Raw genomic sequence first — 17,401 nt, 5'->3', positions numbered from 1 at the left:
GTCTGTAGTCCATTTCGTACGCTTGAGGACAACCGTTAACGCGAACCTGATTTGCGTTTGGTTCTGGCCGCGGGTTTTTCGATGCGCGTCAGTCTGTGCCACGCCAGGCCTGCGGCCATCAGTAACATGCCGAACAGACCTTGAAGTACGACATGAAACCAGTACGCGCCCGGCTGCATGGCGAGGGTGTAGACCTTGGCCGGCCCGCCGCGCGTGGCGGTGGTGATCGTCTCGTGGATAACGCCATCGATGGCCGAGTAGCCCAGCAACGCGCCGGTACCGATCAGAAACAGGCAAATCATCATTGCCAGTCCTCTGGACACCAGACCTTCCCGGGGCGGCGGCGGATGGGGCAGGGGCACGCGGGTTCGTTTCTGGTTCATGGCGGGGATGACCCTCTTCCGTAAGGGGGGGCTGATGGTAGCGCGGATCAAGCGGTGCGAAACCAGCCTCATTAAATCGCAAGCATAAAAAAACCCCGAATCTTGCGATTCAGGGTTTTCGGTATTTGGTGCCCAGAGACGGAATCGAACCGCCGACACGGGGATTTTCAATCCCCTGCTCTACCGACTGAGCTATCTGGGCAACGGGGCGCATTAAAAGGGTTTTTCGGATTTACGTCAACGACTTTTTGAAAATTTCTTAAATTAATTCCGTCGCTTACGAAATCTGCGGGTTATTCGGCTGGCGGCACGTAGCCTTCGGCCTTGGCGTATTCCTCGCCGGAGAAGTACTTGTCCATTTCGCCCTGCAGGTATTTGCGATCTTCGGCGTTCATCATGTTCAGGCGCTTTTCGTTGATCAGCAGGGTCTGGTGTTTCTGCCAGTCGGCCCAGGCCTTGGCCGAGACGTGGTCGAAAATATCCTGGCCCTTGGCGCCCGGGAAAGGGGCGCGTTCCAGGGCGGGCAGTTGTTCTTTGTACTTGCGGCACATTACGGTGCGGGTCATGGCGATTCTCCTGCATTCAAGACGGCGGCCGCGCGTTCGAGCAAGGTCTTGACCGGGGCAGCAAGGCCCAGGCGCGGCGGGGTGGCGAGGTTATACCAGAGCCAGTCGGCCTCGGCCACGTGATGACTGGCCTCCTGCACCTGAACTAGCCAGGGTTCGATGGACAACTGGAAATGGCTGAACGTGTGAACCAGGCTCGGCAGTGCTTGCGGCTGGCCCATGGTCAGCGAGTGCTGATCGGCCAGATGTTGCAGATCTTCCAGATCATCCAGTTCCGGCAGGCTCCACAAACCTCCCCACAGGCCTGTCGACGGGCGGCGGTAAAGCAGAATCGCGCCTTCGCCGTTGGCGAGCATCGGCATCAGCGTACGTTTCTGCGGGATGGCTCTGCGTGGCTTGGGAATCGGGTAGCGGGTTTCCAGGCCAAGCATGTGCGCTTCACAGCCGCGCTTCAGCGGACACAGCAGGCAGCTCGGCTTGCTGCGCGTGCAGAGTGTGGCGCCAAGATCCATCATCGCCTGGGTGTAGGCGTTGACCCGATCGTGCGGGGTGAAGCGCTCGGCGTTGGCCCATAGCTGCTTGGCGACCTTCGGTTCGCCGGGATAGCCCTCTTGCGCGGTGAAGCGCGCGAGCACGCGTTTGACGTTGCCGTCGAGGATCGGCGCACGCAGGCCCATGCTGATGCTGGCAATCGCGCCGGCGGTGGACAGGCCGATACCCGGTAGCTCGGTGAGTTTCTCCACGTCTCGCGGGAATTCGCCAGCGTACTGGCTGACGACGATCTTCGCGGTCTTCTGCAGATTGCGTGCGCGAGTGTAATAACCCAGCCCCGTCCACAGATGCAGCACCTCGTCTTCCGGGGCTTCGGCCAGTGCCTGGACCGTTGGCAGCGCTGTCATGAAGTGCTCGAAGTAATTGAGCACCGTGCTGACCTGAGTCTGCTGCAACATGATCTCGGAAACCCAGACCCGATACGGATTGATGTCCTGCTGCCACGGCAAATCGTGGCGGCCATGGCGGTCGAACCACTCCAGCACCGCCGTGGAAAACTGCTCCGCTGTCATCGCTTGAACAGCCCCTTCAATGCGTTTTTCAGTTCCGGGCTGACTTTGTCGCCCAGTTTCTCGTCGATCTTTTCGCTGAGCTTGTTGCCAGCCATCTTGCTGGCGACCTGACCGAGACGGTCATTGTCGATGCGGCAGGCCTTTGCGCCCAGTTCCAGCGGGCCACGGCAGCGCAGGGGCCACTCGATACCGACGAATTTGTCGCCGACCTGACAGGCCGGATCGGGCATGGCGCTGGTGTCGCCCTCGACAATGATGCCGACGCGGTAGTCCATACCCAAAACGCGCAGATCGATATCGCCGTCACCGTTGACGGTCATGCCGGGAATGCGCACTTTCAGGTCAGGGTTGTTGGCAACGCCGTTGCGCACGGTCAGATTGCCCTTGAGTTCTTCGAACGGCGTGTCCTTGCCGCGTGGCTCGCCGCTGAGGGTTTTGCGATTGAGCGTGGCGATGCCTTTGCACAGTTGCTGCTCAAGGTTGGCATTGAGCAGCACGCCGTTGTTGATGACGAAACTGGCATTGCCGTTCAGCGTATCGATCAGCGCCTGTTGGCTGTTGCCACTGCCGGTGAAGCTGCTGGTAAGTGTCACCAGACCTTTGACCGGCGGATTCTTGCCTTGGCTTTCGATGATTTTTTCTGCGGGAACGCGATTGAGTCGGGTCTGCAGATTCAACACCGGCGCACTCGGGCGCACGTCGAGCGTGCCGTTGGCGACAAATCCACCGTTGTACAAGTCGCCGCTGAGATTGGTCAGGGTCAACAGGCCGCCCTGACCGCTGGCCTTGAGCGCGGCGTTGTCGATCGGCAACTTGTCGAGGGTCAATTGGCCGAAGGTCAGGTCAGCGTCCACATCGAGTTTGGCCAGGCGTTCGACCGGCAGCAGGCGCTCGGTACTCCAGGCGGTTTTGCTCGGTTTGTCCGGCAGCGGCGTGGTGCCTGCCACGGCGCCGGCCTCGGTGCTGGCGACTTCGGCCTGACGCGTCTGCGTGGCGCTGTTGGCCTGCGCCGATTTCGGCAGCAGGTAACGGTCGGCGTTGAAGGTGTCGGCTTTGAGGATCATCCGCAACGATTGCTTGGCAAAGTCTTCGACGGCGATACGGCCGCTGATGCTGCTGTCGTCGAGCTTCAGGTTGATGTTATCGAAGGCGACGCTGGTGGGCGTGGCCGCGATGCGGCTGACCAGTTCGACCTTGCTCAGACTGCCTTCGGCCATGGCCGGCAAGGTCTGCCCGACGCTGTCGACGAATTTCGCCAGATCGAATTGGGCAATGGAAATGCCGCCGGTGATCTGCGGGGTCTTGTCGAGGTCGTTGGCTTTCAGCTCGCCCAAGGCGCGCAGCTGGTTGGCGGAAATCTTGATGCCGGTCCATTCGGCGACGTTCGCGGCTTTATCCAGCAATAGCTGCCCTTGCGCCGAGAAAGTCATGGTCTTGCCTTGCAGCGGATCACCGGCCAGTTCGCCGGACAGCTTCAAGTCTTCGAACTTGTAGCGCTGCACGGCGCGTTCGAAGCGCAGCTCGCCGCTGAGTTCGGTACGCACACGCAGCACCGGTTGATTGGTGCCGAGAAACGCCGTGGCTTTTACCGGAATATTGGTCGAGTCGTGGACCGGGCCGGTGCTCAACTGAATGCTTTCGGCGCTGAATTGCTTGCCGGTCAACTCGTCGGTGTACTCAACGCGGGCGTTGTTGACGGTCAGGCTGTCGATGTCGAGGCGGATCGGCTGGGCCGGCTTTTCCACGGCAACTGTCGGTTCGCTGGCCGGCGCGTCGGTTTTTGCCGGCGTGGTCGTGCCAGGCGCAACGGGCACCTTGCCGATGTCTTCCCAATTGCCGTGGCCGTTCTTGTCACGGTTCAGGCGCAGGTTCAGGCCTTCGACACGCACATCGCTCATTTGCACTTCGCGGCGCAGCAGCGGCAGCACGCGCACAGACAGGCCGAGCATCTGCAGGTCGGCGAACGGTTCGGCAGGTTTGGCCAGGGTGGCGACGCTGGCTTCGTGCAATTCCAGGCCGAGCCATGGGAACAGGCTCCAGCCGATATCGCCATTGAGCGTCAGCTCGATGTGGGCCTTGTCGCGGGCTATCTGGCGGATCTCGTCTTTATAGTCGTTGGGATCGAAGAGGTGGGTCAGGGCAAAGCCTGCCGCCACAATGATCAGCAACAGCCCGAGAAGTACCAGACCCAGGATTTTGCCGAACGCTTTCATGGGCGAGTCCTTGTAGTTAGTCGAATTGGTCATATGGCCGGGGAGTATAGCGCTGCCGGCACCCGGTTCGGTGTGGCGTCATCTGCCGAGGGTCGGCAACGGTACCTGCCACTTTGCCACCGGCGTCTGTGTTTGAGGGTGCCCGGCTGGCGCCGGAAAGCGCAATCAGGCCCCCGTTTGCGACGCCTTTTTCGGCGCTTGGTTCACCCGCTGTTCAGCCACACCGAGGCGATGGGTAACTTTTCGCACGCATAAATGGGACAAGTACCAAATGCATATATCTGTCGTCAGACACCTCAACAACATCCGGCATGGTAACCCCGTTGAAATGCCGACTGTAGGCGCTGCGGAACGCTGCGATCTTTTGATTTTGGCATTTTTCAAATACATCAAAAGATCGCAGCGTTCCGCAGCTCCTTCAGGGGACGGACGCAGCTGACAGAAAAAAGGTGATATCAGTTTGGTTTTTCTGTCACCTGAGAATGGTAACCTTCGCCAGTTCGTCCGCCCGTCTGCGACTTAACGTCGCGCCTTCAAGGAGCTTCACCTCAAAAAACGGTCATGCCTGCGTGCATAAGGCCGAGGGTGAGCAGTGGCTGGCGAACCATACTAACAATTGGGGGATACACAATGAGCACGAGCATCACGGCGGACGGCCTCAAAGCCGATCAGCCTGCGTTCCTGTCCAAGGAACGCATCATCGCCAAGCCCGGTTTTAACCGCTGGCTGGTTCCACCGGCCGCTTTGGCCATTCACCTGTGCATCGGCATGGCCTACGGCTTCTCGGTGTTCTGGTTGCCGCTGTCCAAGGCACTCGGCGTTACCGCGCCGGTGGCTTGCGCGCCGGACATGAGCTTCATCGCACAGGTATTTTCGTCGAACTGCGACTGGCCGATCTCCATGCTCGGCTGGATCTACACGCTGTTCTTCATCTTCCTCGGCTGCTCGGCAGCGATCTGGGGCGGCTGGCTGGAACACGCCGGTCCACGCAAGGCTGGCGTTGTATCGGCCTTGTGCTGGTGTGGCGGTCTGCTGATTTCCGCGCTGGGTATCTATACCCACCAGATCTGGCTGATGTGGATCGGCTCCGGCGTGATCGGCGGTATCGGTCTGGGCCTGGGCTATATCTCGCCGGTGTCGACCCTGATCAAGTGGTTCCCGGACAAGCGCGGTATGGCGACCGGCATGGCGATCATGGGCTTCGGTGGCGGCGCGATGGTCGGCGCACCATTGGCGACGGCACTGATGAGCCACTTCGCTTCGCCAGAAGGCGTGGGCGTATGGCAGAGCTTCGTGGCCATGGCAGCCATCTACTTCGTGTTCATGATCGGTGGCGCACTGTCCTACCGCGTGCCGCCAACCGGCTGGAAACCTGAAGGCTGGACCGCTCCGGCGAAGAAAGCTTCCAACGCGATGATCACCAACCGTCACGTTCACGTGAATGTAGCGTGGAAAACTCCGCAATTCCGTCTGGTGTGGCTGGTGCTGTGCCTGAACGTATCTGCCGGTATCGGCATCCTCGGCATGGCTTCGCCGCTGCTGCAGGAAGTGTTCGGCGGCAAGCTGCTAGGCGTTGACGTGCCGTTCGGTCAACTCGACGCCGGTCAGTTGGCTTCGATCGCCGCAATTGCCGCCGGTTTTACCGGCCTGCTGAGCCTGTTCAACATCGGTGGCCGCTTCTTCTGGGCTTCGTTCTCGGACTACCTGGGCCGCAAAAACACTTACTTCGTGTTCTTCGCCCTGGGTTTTGCCCTGTACGCGCTGATTCCGAACATGGGCCATCTGGGCAACGTTGCGCTGTTCGTGGCGGCGTTCTGCATCATCCTGTCGATGTACGGCGGTGGTTTTGCCACCGTTCCGGCGTATCTGGCCGACCTGTTCGGTACACAGATGGTCGGTGCGATCCACGGTCGTCTGCTGACTGCCTGGGCTGCTGCCGGTGTACTCGGTCCGGTGCTGGTCAACTACCTGCGTGAATATCAGTTGAGCATCGGCGTTGAGCGCGCTGCCGCTTACGACATCACTCTGTACATCCTCGCCGGCCTGCTGGTGCTGGGCTTCCTGTGCAACCTGATGGTGCGCCCGGTAGCCGACAAGTACTTCATGACCGACGCTGAACTTGCCGCCGAACAAGCGCTGGGCCACGACAAGGGTGCTGATGCCAGCACCGTTCTGGAATGGAAAGCCGCGCCGGGCAGCAAGCCGTTGGCCATCGCGGCATGGCTGGTAGTGGGTATTCCGTTGGCGTGGGGTGTGTGGGTGACCCTGCAGAAGACGGCGGTACTGTTTCACTAAGGTGTTGGCTGAATAAACACCGAACCTGTGGGAGCGAGCCTGCTCGCGAAGACGGAGCACCAGTCGACATCAATGTTGGCTGGCGTACCGCATTCGCGAGCAGGCTCGCTCCCACATTTGTTTCTGGCATGCCTGTACTGGCTTGTATGGACATGTCTACCCGCGACCGCCGGGCATTCTATCCGTCAACCATCTCACCTCTCGTGTTTCTGTTTGCTTCCTGCGTGCCTATAATGGCTGCCTTTTTCGCCCAATGATTTTGCGGAGCTGGTGATGGCCGAACGTAAGGCGTCTGTCGAGCGCGACACTCTGGAAACCCAGATCAAAGCCTCGATCAACCTTGATGGCACCGGAAAGGCCCGATTCGATATCGGTGTCCCTTTTCTTGAGCACATGCTGGATCAGATCGCCCGTCACGGGTTGATCGATCTGGATATCGAATGCAAGGGCGATCTGCATATCGACGATCACCATACGGTGGAAGACGTCGGTATCACCCTCGGCCAGGCGTTCGCCAAAGCCATTGGCGACAAGAAAGGCATCCGTCGCTACGGCCACGCCTACGTGCCGCTCGATGAAGCGCTGTCGCGCGTGGTGATCGATTTCTCCGGTCGCCCGGGCCTGCAGATGCACGTGCCGTACACCCGCGCCACGGTCGGCGGCTTCGACGTTGACCTGTTCCAGGAGTTCTTTCAGGGCTTCGTCAACCATGCGCTGGTCAGCGTGCACATCGACAACCTGCGCGGCACCAACACTCACCACCAGATCGAAACCGTGTTCAAGGCTTTCGGCCGCGCGCTGCGCATGGCCGTCGAGCTGGACGAGCGCATGGCCGGGCAGATGCCTTCGACCAAAGGCGTTTTGTAATGCAGACGGTTGCAGTTATCGACTACGGCATGGGCAACCTGCACTCGGTGGCCAAGGCCCTGGAGCATGTCGGCGCCGGCAAGGTGCTGATCACCAGCGATGCGAACGTGATTCGCGAAGCCGACCGCGTGGTCTTCCCGGGCGTTGGCGCGATTCGCGATTGCATGGCGGAGATCCGTCGCCTGGGTTTCGATTCGCTGGTCCGTGAGGTCAGCCAGGATCGGCCGTTCCTCGGCATTTGTGTCGGCATGCAAGCCCTGCTCGATACCAGCGAAGAGAACGCCGGCGTCGACTGCATCGGCCTGTTTCCAGGCGCGGTGAAATTCTTCGGCAAGGATCTGCACGAAGACGGCGAGCACCTGAAGGTCCCGCACATGGGCTGGAACGAGGTGAAGCAGAATATCAGTCACCCGTTGTGGCATGACATCCCGGATCTGGCGCGTTTCTACTTCGTGCACAGCTACTACATCGCCGCCGCCAATGCGCGTCAGGTGGTGGGAAGCGGTCATTACGGTGTCGATTTCGCCGCAGCGCTGGCCGACGGTTCGCGTTTCGCCGTGCAGTTCCACCCGGAGAAAAGCCATACCCACGGCCTGCAACTGCTGCAGAACTTCGCTGCGTGGGACGGTCGCTGGTAAATGGCTGTCAAGAAATCCAAGCCGCCGATTCTGACCCTCACTCCCGAGCAGGAGAGCGAGGCCAATCGCAAGATTCAGCGGTTCATGGAAGACCGTTTCGAACTGGATCTGGGTTCGTTCGAGGCGGCGGAAATTCTTGAGCTGTTTACCCGCGAGATTGCTCCGCACTATTACAACAGGGCGATTTTCGATGTGCAGACCCACCTCAAGGAACGGTTTGAAAGCATCGAAAGCGACCTGTGGGCGCTCGAGAAAAACTGATTCCCGAGCCAAGCTGAACATTCCAATTTTAAGGTTTGCCAGATGCTGATTATTCCCGCTATCGATCTCAAAGACGGTGCTTGCGTACGTCTGCGCCAGGGCCGCATGGAAGATTCCACGGTGTTCTCCGATGACCCGGTGAGCATGGCTGCCAAGTGGGTGGAGGGCGGTTGCCGTCGTCTGCATCTGGTCGATCTGAATGGTGCTTTTGAAGGCCAGCCGGTCAACGGTGAAGTGGTCACCGCGATCGCCAAGCGTTACCCGACCCTGCCGATCCAGATCGGTGGCGGCATCCGTTCGCTGGAAACCATCGAGCACTACGTCAAGGCCGGCGTGAGCTACGTGATCATCGGCACCAAAGCCGTTAAGGATCCGGCGTTCGTCGCTGAGGCCTGCCGCGCCTTTCCGGGCAAGATCATCGTGGGTCTGGATGCCAAAGACGGCTTCGTCGCCACCGATGGATGGGCGGAAATCAGCACCGTGCAGGTCATTGACCTGGCCAAACAGTTTGAAGCCGACGGCGTCTCGTCGATCGTTTATACCGACATCGCCAAAGACGGCATGATGCAGGGCTGCAACGTACCGTTCACCGCTGCGCTGGCTGCGGCGACTAAGATCCCGGTGATCGCTTCCGGCGGCATCCACAACCTGGGTGACATCAAGTCGCTGCTCGACGCCAAGGCACCGGGCATTATCGGCGCGATCACGGGCCGGGCGATTTACGAAGGCACCCTCGACGTCGCCGAAGCGCAAGCTTTCTGCGATTCGTACCAAGGCTGAGGACTGACCATGGCGCTGGCCAAACGCATAATCCCTTGCCTGGACGTGGACAACGGCCGGGTCGTTAAAGGCGTGAAGTTCGAGAACATCCGCGACGCCGGTGACCCGGTGGAAATCGCCCGTCGCTACGACGAGCAGGGTGCCGACGAGATTACCTTCCTTGACATCACCGCCAGCGTCGACGGTCGTGACACCACGCTGCATACCGTCGAGCGCATGGCCAGTCAGGTGTTCATCCCGCTGACCGTCGGCGGTGGCGTGCGCACCGTGCAGGACATCCGCAACCTGCTCAATGCCGGCGCGGACAAGGTCTCGATCAACACCGCTGCTGTGTTCAACCCGGAGTTCGTCGGCGAAGCTGCGCAGCATTTCGGCTCGCAGTGCATCGTCGTCGCCATCGACGCCAAGAAAGTCTCCGGCCCCGGCGAAACCCCGCGCTGGGAAATCTTCACCCACGGCGGGCGCAAGCCGACCGGCCTCGACGCAGTCGAGTGGGCGAAGAAAATGGAAGGCCTCGGTGCCGGCGAGATCCTCCTGACCAGCATGGATCAGGACGGCATGAAGAACGGCTTCGACCTCGGCGTGACCCGCGCGATCAGCGACGCGCTGGGCATTCCGGTGATCGCCTCCGGCGGCGTCGGCAATCTGCAGCATCTGGCTGACGGCATTCTTGAAGGCCACGCCAGTGCGGTGCTGGCGGCGAGTATTTTCCACTTTGGCGAATACACCGTGCAGGAAGCCAAGGCTTACATGGCGCATCGCGGCATCGTGATGCGCTGATCAGGTTGAGTCTGAACACGGTCGGGCGCAAACCCATGCGGGTTGCTTGCCGCCCGACGGGTCAAGGTTTTTGCAGTATTTCTGTGCGCACGGCAGAGGTATTGAAGTCGCGATCCATGGTGTAGCTGCACAGCGTCAACGGCAGGGCTTCGTTGGGTACCAGAAAGCTGTCGCCTATCTTGGTGTAGCTTCTCGAATCGATGCCGGCGCAGTCTGTTGAATCGACTGCCCCGACGTATATCTGAGTCCAGATATTGCGATCGGTGGTTTGACGATATTCGATCAGCAGTTCTTCAGCGCCGTGCTTGATGTGAGGCGCCGGTTCAGACAGTGAAATCCCGCCTGGATTAACCAGCCGCGCCGGCAGAATTTGTGTGTTGCGTAATTCGCCCGCGATGAGTTGTTGCTCAACTGAGTCGACACCCACCAGGCACAGATAATATAAGCCTGCCATGCTGCCGATCGGTGCATCAACAAGGCCGGTGCTGAGATTGATCGGGTTGCTGTAATCTTCTGGCAGGTAACAGGCATGGGCGTCGCGCACGGTTTTGAATCGAAAGAATTTCGTGCTCATTGAAAAGTTCACGTCCCAGGCTGGACTCTTTTCGTATTCCTTCTGAGGTGCTTTATAAAGCGTAACGTCTGAGTTGGTTCTGGCTCTGAAATTGAATTCAGGCTTTAGCGAGCAGGCAGGCGCATTCATGTTGAAGCGACCTTCAGAAAAACAGGGCATCAGATAATCGATCGGGAAACTCTGGCTGGCCTGATCAGGCAAAACGGCTCGGCGATCAGGCTTTGCACAAAGTCCATGCCAAAAGCACAGGTCGCCCGTTGATATCCCATAAGTGGTTCCCGACAGGACGCCGGTAACTTCTCCCGTAGCGATATCAATGACCGGAGAACCGGATGACCCCGGTTCAATGCCTTTGCAATCCTGTTTCTGGTAATCGGTATGAACGGTCAGATACTTGATCAGTGTCGTGTTTGCTGGCTCTTGAGTACAGGACGAGAGCCTCAGGCCCGGCGCACTTGAGGGCGCGCCGATAACCGTGACCTGGGTGAGTTGCTCAGGTGCTTTGGGCGCCGCCTTGAGCGGGTTGATGCCGGCGGCGATCACCGCTTGCAGCGAACTGTTCAATTGCATGACCGCTACATCGGTGCCGGCCAGGCTGGCCCAGTTGATCTTTTGGATGTCGTAACGCCTGCCCTCCAGCTGCGTGTCTTGAAAGTAATTGAATTGTATCTGGCCCTCATAGGAACGATCCGCGACCGTTCCAATCCAGATGGACGCGCAATGTCCGTTGGTAAGGATATACGCCGGGCCGTTTGCGTTATTTTCAGAGTCGCGGCTGTCGACGAGAAAAGCCGTGCAATAGCGAAGGTCTCCTTTGAAGATCTGTCCAATACCATTCAAGTGATTATTCTGGCCAAGAGAATTGTTCAAAAGAACCGGCTCTGCAGGTGCAGGAACTGCATATGAACAAGACGTTAGAGCGAAGATGATTGCCGGAAAGGCAATAATTGCTGTTATTTTTGATGTGTAGTTCATGACCGATCCTTAGTCGAGGGGTGAAATAATAAAGCCTGGTTCCAATTACTCTAATTTGAATCTTTCATTGTTATGTTATTTGTGCTGTAGCCAAATGTAAGTCATGTGGTTATTGCCAGGAGTTTCAACTCTGTTTGTTGTTGGCGTAGTTAAGAAAGGCCCGCCGAAGGAATATCTTATCGCCGCCCCCGATTGGGCCGAGGCGCATTGATTTCATACAGGCCAGTGGACAGCATGGCGCACCCAAGGCACTCTTGGGCACGCCATGGATTCCGGTAGCCCGACATGATCAAACGCCTGCTTGTTGTTCTCGCCAGCGCCTCATTGTTGCTCATCAGCAATGCCCGGGGCGAAACCAGTCCCGCCACCGATCTGGTGCTGCTCACCGAAAACTTCCCGCCGTACAACATGGCGAAAAACGGCAAGAATTTCGCTCAGGGCGAAAACATCAACGGCATTGCCACTGACATCGTTCGCGAGATGTTCCAGCGCGCCGGCCTCACTTACAGCCTGACCCTGCGTTTCCCCTGGGAGCGCGTCTACAAACTCGCGCTGGAAAATCCCGGCTACGGGGCCTTCGTCATGGCGCGCCTGCCCGATCGCGAAAAACTGTTCAAGTGGGTCGGCCCGATCGGCCCGGATGACTGGATCCTGCTGGCCAAGGCTGACAGCAAGATCACTCTCGAGACGCTCAATGATGCGCGCAAGTACAAGATCGGCGCCTACAAGGGTGACGCGATTGCCGAAACGCTGACCAAGCAGGGCCTGAAGCCGATCGTGGTGCTGCGTGATCAGGACAATGCAAAAAAACTTGTCAACGGCCAGATCGATCTGTGGGCCACGGGTGATCCTGCCGGCCGTTATCTGGCGCGGCAGGATGGCGTGACCGGTCTGAAGACCGTGCTGCGCTTCAACAGCGCCGAGCTGTACCTGGCGCTGAACAAGGACGTTTCCGATGAGGTGGTGAACAAGCTTCAGACCGCGCTGGATCAACTGCGCAAAGAAGGCGTGGTCGATGAAATCATGGCGCGCTATCTGTAGCGGCGGACGGGTCGGGCTCTGGCAGCGGGGCGCTGATTTCGTTCTCGCTCAGAGACGGCTGCACAGCCTGATCTTCGACTGCCTCCGTATCTGGCGCGACGATGATTTCGGGCTCGGTTGCCGCGTACTGGCTGATGTGCAGGCTATTGCCATCGGTGTAGCTGAAGCCGTCCGTCACTGAGGTGCCGTCGGCGCGCACCAGTCTGTAATCGCTCTGCACCAGATAGGCCGCCACTGAGCGGTTTTTGTCCACCACCGCAACCACTTCGATTGCCGCCGTATTGAGCCAATCATTCGCATGCACTTCGCATTGGGTGAAATCATGGCCCAGGCGTGCGGAAAACATCAGCGCGCTGTGCTGACCGGTTTTCCATTGGGCGCCGAATTCGACGGAAGTCGTTTGGGTGAAAGTCCGCAAGCCGGCAGTGCGTTGAGCGCGAGGCGCAGTCCATCTGAATATCTGACTGTTGTTGCCACTGTTGCGTGCGTGTCCGACGAGCACGTACCGATCCTTGCGTTCCAGCAGGTAGGAAGGTGAATCACGCAACTGCTCGGCGACGGTGTAACGCGGATCCTTAACCGTGAACCAGGGCAGAACGGCGCTGTAAGTAGGATCGTCCACTGCGTCTACAGGGGTCGGCGTTTCCCCGCAGAGAATCGGTGGCGATGGGCGTGTGTAAAGCTGCAGGCCAATCTGCAAGCGCAAGCAATAGACGGGGAAACTGGCAGGTCGGGTGTAGTCACTCAAGCTGAAAAAACTGCCCGATGCCAAATAGACCTCGCCCGGTGAAGCCGCTGGAGGAACGGCGCTCCAGCTACTGATGCGCTGCCGGGCTTTGCTGCCTTTGTCGTCCCAGATCAACTCGCTTGAATTCGAAGCGATCACCAGGTCTGCACGAACGCAGCGGACCGCGTTCAGCGAAGGTTTTTCATGATCATTCGAACACACCGACCCCAGCGCCACATAGCCTGCAGGAGGCAGCGGTCGCCAGATCGACAGATCTCGTTTTGAGCCTGACCCGGAATCCTTCCAGACCAGCTCATAATCATCGGGACGCCGCAGCGCCCGGCCCTTGGTGGGGTCAGTGCTGGCGATATCTGCCTCACAAGCCACCGCCACCACTCGTTCGCCATTGATGTTGCCAACGCCTCTGGTGACGACATCGCCCAAGGGGAAATAACCGGGCAGCGCGTCGGGAGCCGGGGTCGGGCGCCAGAACGACGCAGGTCTGGACGACACACCGTCGGTATCCCAGATGCGCAGGAATTCTGTTGTGAAGTTGATCAGCAGGTTATCGATGCGGATCGGTTCAGCTCGCCCAACGGGCGGGATGATCGGGGCATTGCTTGTCATAGGCACTCCTGATAGTTGAAAGCGACTCAAAGGAGCCGCGACCTGTTGCAGGTCTCACTATCCGGAACGAGGCGGGGCGTTCGGTGGTAACTATGTATTGCAAGGTGACCGGGTGTTACCGGTAAACGCCGTCCTTGCCATGGCCAGCCATGGCACGGTTGCTGCGCACGCTGATCATCTGCCTGATATCGATCCAGTCGATGCCTTGCGCCTTCAGCTTGGGCAACTCGCGCTCGAGCACCGCCAGCGTCTGCGGATACGGATGGCCGATCATTACCGCTGAACCTTGTTTGTGGGCCAGGGCGATCGCGGTTTGCAACTGAGTGGCGATCGCCGCTTCGGTACGTTCGTCATCGAGGAATACGTCTCGCGAGACACTCGCCAGATCGATTTTCTGCGCCTGCTGCGCGGCGACCGTTTGAGCGCTGGTGCGGCTGTCGACGAAGAACTTGTGCCGGCGCTGCAACTCAGCCATCAACCACGCCATCGCCGCTGGCTGCGCGGTCATGCGGCTGCCCATGTGATTGTTGATGCCGGCGGTGAATGGCACTTTTTCGAACGCCGCATTCAGGCGTTTCTGCAGCTCTTCGATCGGCAGTTCCGGATGCCAGGCATACGGCCCGGTGGCCGGGTCCATTGGCATGTGCAGGATGACGAGTTTGCCCGCGCGATGGGCCTCGCGGGCAAACTCGGTAGCGTGCGGCGTATCCGGCATGATCGCGGTGGTCACCGGGCCGGGCAGGGCGAGCACGCGACGATCCCGGGGCAGGTTCTGCCCCAGGTCATCGATGATCAGCGTCAGGTAGGCTTTGGGTGGTTTCGGGCTGGCGGGCTCTGCGTGAACAGTACCCGCCAGACAGCACAATAGAACGAACAGAAAACGCAGCGACATCCTCAACGGCCGGATGTGATGCTCAGCCCTTTGAGCAGGCTCAGGGCTTGGGCGAGCTGATAATCGTCATCCTGCGGCATGGCTTTGGCCTTGCCAGCCGAACCGCTCGGTTTGTCGGCGCCGCCGTTGCCGTTGCCCAGGTGCCCTTGCAGATCGGCTTCCTTGAAGTATTCACTGTCGACTTCGTTGGTGATTTTCGCGCGGCGCACTTCGATGTCCGGGACGATGCCCTGGGCCTGGATCGAACGGCCATTGGGCGTAAAGTACAGCGCGGTGGTGATTTTCAATGCGCGGTCGTTGTTCAGCGGCAGCACGGTTTGTACCGAGCCCTTGCCGAAACTGGTGGTGCCCATGACCACAGCGCGTTTCTGGTCCTGCAGGGCGCCTGCGACAATTTCCGAAGCCGAAGCGCTGCCGCCGTTGATCAGCACGACCATCGGCACTGCTTCGCTTTCGTCCTTGCCGGTCGCGGAGAAGCGCAGTTCGGAGTTGGCGATGCGGCCCTTGGTGTAAACGATCAGGCCTTTGGTGATGAAGTGGTCGACCACTTCCACCGCCGATTGCAGCACGCCGCCCGGGTTGTTACGCAGGTCGAGAATGATGCCGTTGAGCTTCTTGCCGTTGTCCTTGCGCAGCTTGGCCAGCGCCTTGGAGACTTCGTCACCGGTCTTGACCTGGAACTGGGTAATGCGGATGTAGCCGTAACCCGATTCGAGCAGCTGTGCCTTGACGCTCTTGACCTGAATCACCGCACGCGCCAGGGTCACGTCGAACGGCGTACCGCCATCGCGCACAAGGGTCAGGGTGATTTTCTGGCCGATCTTGCCGCGCATCTTGTCGACGGCTTCGGTCATGGTCTGGCCGCGGGTTGGCTGGCCGTTGATCTTGACGATAAAATCGCCGGCCTGAATACCCGCTTTCGACGCCGGGGTGTCATCGATCGGCGAGACGACCTTGATGAAGCCATCCTCGGCGCCGACTTCGATGCCCAGACCGCCGAACTCACCGCTGGTGCTTTCCTGCAGCTCGGTGAAGTCTTCGGGGCCGAGATAGGCCGAATGCGGGTCAAGGTTGCTGAGCATGCCCTTGATCGCGTTTTCCAGCAGGGTCTTGTCGTCCACCGGTTCGACGTACGCGGCTTTGATCCGGTCCATGACCTCGGCGAAAGTACGCAGCTCTTCCAGCGGTAGTGGCGCCTTGGCGGTTGCAGCAGTGCCTGCCGGAGCCACGGCCGGTGCCGGTTGCGCGGCGAACGCCAGAGGCGCGCCGATCACCAGAGCGATCGTCAGGGCCAGCGAGGTAAGGCGGGACAAATGCAGCATGTCGAACGAACTCCTGAATTAGATGCGGCGCTTATCCTTGCGCACGACACCATTGCGCCGGATCACTCGGGTGACCCTGCTGACGAATTGCGAAATACAGCGCTGGCGTGTCCTGACCGCCACTGTTACCGACAGTGGAGATCGACTCACCCGCTTTGACCACATCACCCGCCGACTTGAGCAGCGTCTGGTTGTGGCCGTACAGACTCAAAAAACCGTTGCCGTGATCGAGGATCACCAGCAGCCCGGCACCGCGCAGCCAGTCGGCGAACACCACGCGACCGCCATGGACGGCATGCACTTGACTGCCGGCGGAGGCGCTGATCATCACGCCGTCCCACTTGGTTCGGGCATCGTCGCCGCGGCTTTCACCGAAGCGTGCGAGTAATCGACCATCAACCGGCCACGGAAGTTTTCCCCGGGTTGCAGCAAAAGGCCCGCCAAACGTTTCACCGCTGCTCGATACCAGCGCGCCGGGGCTTGATCTGGCGGGTTTTCGTGGGGCGTCGCTGGTGTCAGCCTGCGCCTCACGCAAGCGCTTTTTTTCCGCTTCCTGCTGGGCGATCAGCGCTTTCTGTCGCGCTTCTTCTGCCTCACGAGCCTGACGGGCCAGGGTTTCTTCAATGGTTTTAAGGACTTTAGACAGGTCTGCCTGATCCTGCTCGCGGGCGGCGAGTTTCTGGTCGCGGGCTTTCACGTCGTCATTAAGTTTGGCGAGAACCTGCTGGCGCTCCTTGCGCACTTTCTCGAGGGCTTCGCGTTGAGTGTCGAGATCGCTTTTCTGTACCAGCAACTGCGCCTGCTGCAGGCCGATGTCTTTTTCGACATTGGCCAGTTGGCGCAGGGTTTCGTTGAAGTTTTTCAGCTGCTCCAGGCGAGCCTGGCTCAGGTAATCGTAATAGGTCAGGGTGCGGGCGAATTTCTCGGGATTCTGCTGATTGAGCAGCAGCTTGAGATATTCCTGACGACCGTTCTGATAGGCCGCACGGGCCTGAATCGCGATCAGTCGCTGCTGTTCAGTGCGCGCGCTCTGGAGTTTTTTTTTCTCTGCATCGAGCCGCTGCAGCTCGGATTCGCTTTTCTGCAGTTCTTTCTGCAGGGCGTCGACCTGCTTCTGCAGCTTGCCCATCTCGGTTTCAGTGCCCTTGAGCTCTTTCTGCACGCCGGATTTTTCTTCCTGCAACTTGCCCAGAAGCTTTTTCAGCTCGGCAATGTCCTGACGCGTGGCGTCCAACTGCTGTTGGGTTTGCGCGCGCTCGTCGGCGAAGGCCGGCTGGAGCAGACAGGTCAGAGCAAGGGCGATCAGGACGCGAAGCATAGGGGCGGGCGGCACCAGGGTAAGGGACGGCCTAGTATGCCCGCCCGAGGCTGCAAAAAAAACGCCCAATTGGGGCTG

General features: G+C 59.5%; 16 protein-coding genes and 1 tRNA gene. 7 read left to right on the top strand and 10 right to left on the bottom strand.

The features are described 5' to 3' along the window. Positions 1-35 precede the first annotated feature (35 nt). The 5 genes from CXF97_RS05025 to CXF97_RS05005 form a co-directional block, all read right to left on the bottom strand. Positions 36-383: a hypothetical protein gene (locus tag CXF97_RS05025; protein ID WP_157830858.1), complete on the bottom strand. Its 348-nt coding sequence runs from the start codon at positions 381-383 to the stop codon at positions 36-38. A 126-nt stretch (positions 384-509) separates the two neighbouring features. Then, positions 510-585: transfer RNA gene (locus tag CXF97_RS05020), tRNA-Phe, on the bottom strand. 91 nt (positions 586-676) lie between these two features. Further along, positions 677-949 (bottom strand): oxidative damage protection protein, encoded by a 273-nt coding sequence (locus CXF97_RS05015; RefSeq protein ID WP_101156793.1) that lies wholly within the window; start codon positions 947-949, stop codon positions 677-679. Continuing rightward, positions 946-2,013 carry an A/G-specific adenine glycosylase gene (gene mutY / locus CXF97_RS05010; protein ID WP_101156791.1) on the bottom strand — a complete coding sequence of 356 codons (1,068 nt, stop codon included), beginning with the start codon at positions 2,011-2,013 and terminating at the stop codon, positions 946-948. The genes CXF97_RS05015 and mutY overlap by 4 nt, the downstream gene beginning before the upstream one ends. Next, positions 2,010-4,226 carry an AsmA family protein gene (locus CXF97_RS05005; RefSeq protein WP_101156789.1) on the bottom strand — a complete coding sequence of 739 codons (2,217 nt, stop codon included), beginning with the start codon at positions 4,224-4,226 and terminating at the stop codon, positions 2,010-2,012. The genes mutY and CXF97_RS05005 overlap by 4 nt, the downstream gene beginning before the upstream one ends. A gap of 630 nt (positions 4,227-4,856) precedes the next feature. Between CXF97_RS05005 and CXF97_RS04995 the strand changes: the two genes are divergently transcribed. The 6 genes from CXF97_RS04995 (at position 4,857) to hisF (ending at position 9,847) form a co-directional block, all read left to right on the top strand. Further along, complete coding sequence (locus CXF97_RS04995) at positions 4,857-6,521, top strand: OFA family MFS transporter (protein ID WP_101156787.1); 1,665 nt, start codon at positions 4,857-4,859, stop codon at positions 6,519-6,521. Between the two features lie 273 nt (positions 6,522-6,794). Further along, on the top strand, positions 6,795-7,388 hold the full coding sequence (gene hisB / locus CXF97_RS04985) for an imidazoleglycerol-phosphate dehydratase HisB (RefSeq protein ID WP_016772125.1): 594 nt from the start codon (positions 6,795-6,797) through the stop codon (positions 7,386-7,388). Next, positions 7,388-8,026 (top strand): imidazole glycerol phosphate synthase subunit HisH, encoded by a 639-nt coding sequence (hisH, locus tag CXF97_RS04980; protein ID WP_016772124.1) that lies wholly within the window; start codon positions 7,388-7,390, stop codon positions 8,024-8,026. Before hisB ends, hisH begins: the two co-directional genes overlap by 1 nt. Next, complete coding sequence (locus CXF97_RS04975) at positions 8,027-8,287, top strand: DUF2164 domain-containing protein (RefSeq protein WP_011332018.1); 261 nt, start codon at positions 8,027-8,029, stop codon at positions 8,285-8,287. It begins immediately after the preceding gene. Between the two features lie 42 nt (positions 8,288-8,329). Next, positions 8,330-9,067, top strand: coding sequence for a 1-(5-phosphoribosyl)-5-[(5-phosphoribosylamino)methylideneamino]imidazole-4-carboxamide isomerase (gene hisA / locus CXF97_RS04970; RefSeq protein WP_003220753.1), 738 nt, complete (start codon positions 8,330-8,332; stop codon positions 9,065-9,067). A 9-nt stretch (positions 9,068-9,076) separates the two neighbouring features. Further along, a complete protein-coding gene (gene hisF, locus CXF97_RS04965; protein ID WP_007897430.1) occupies positions 9,077-9,847 on the top strand; it encodes an imidazole glycerol phosphate synthase subunit HisF in 771 nt (256 codons plus the stop codon). A gap of 61 nt (positions 9,848-9,908) precedes the next feature. Here the strand turns inward: hisF and CXF97_RS04960 are convergent, their stop codons facing one another. Further along, positions 9,909-11,396: a serine protease gene (locus tag CXF97_RS04960; RefSeq protein WP_101156783.1), complete on the bottom strand. Its 1,488-nt coding sequence runs from the start codon at positions 11,394-11,396 to the stop codon at positions 9,909-9,911. A gap of 285 nt (positions 11,397-11,681) precedes the next feature. On the opposite strand from CXF97_RS04960, the gene CXF97_RS04955 reads away from it, so the two are divergent. Then, positions 11,682-12,437 (top strand): ABC transporter substrate-binding protein, encoded by a 756-nt coding sequence (locus tag CXF97_RS04955; protein WP_101156781.1) that lies wholly within the window; start codon positions 11,682-11,684, stop codon positions 12,435-12,437. On the opposite strand, the gene CXF97_RS04950 is transcribed toward CXF97_RS04955, so the two are convergent. The 4 genes from CXF97_RS04950 to CXF97_RS04935 form a co-directional block, all read right to left on the bottom strand. Beyond that, positions 12,418-13,791 (bottom strand): Vps62-related protein, encoded by a 1,374-nt coding sequence (locus CXF97_RS04950; protein ID WP_101156779.1) that lies wholly within the window; start codon positions 13,789-13,791, stop codon positions 12,418-12,420. The two genes, CXF97_RS04955 and CXF97_RS04950, sit on opposite strands and share 20 nt — an antisense overlap. A 115-nt stretch (positions 13,792-13,906) precedes the next feature. Further along, positions 13,907-14,683, bottom strand: coding sequence for a divergent polysaccharide deacetylase family protein (locus CXF97_RS04945; protein WP_101156777.1), 777 nt, complete (start codon positions 14,681-14,683; stop codon positions 13,907-13,909). A 2-nt stretch (positions 14,684-14,685) separates the two neighbouring features. Beyond that, a complete protein-coding gene (locus CXF97_RS04940) occupies positions 14,686-16,005 on the bottom strand; it encodes a S41 family peptidase (RefSeq protein ID WP_101156775.1) in 1,320 nt (439 codons plus the stop codon). 31 nt (positions 16,006-16,036) lie between these two features. Continuing rightward, entirely contained in the window at positions 16,037-17,323 is a 1,287-nt protein-coding gene (locus CXF97_RS04935; RefSeq protein ID WP_101156773.1) for a murein hydrolase activator EnvC, read from the bottom strand. Between the last annotated feature and the right edge of the window lie 78 nt (positions 17,324-17,401).

Origin of the sequence: Pseudomonas sp. Choline-02u-1, assembly GCF_002836515.1 — a bacterium.
Lineage (GTDB): Bacteria > Pseudomonadota > Gammaproteobacteria > Pseudomonadales > Pseudomonadaceae > Aquipseudomonas.
The sequence above is the reverse complement of the archived record's forward strand: the minus strand, read 5'-3'. Positions and strand labels throughout refer to the sequence as shown.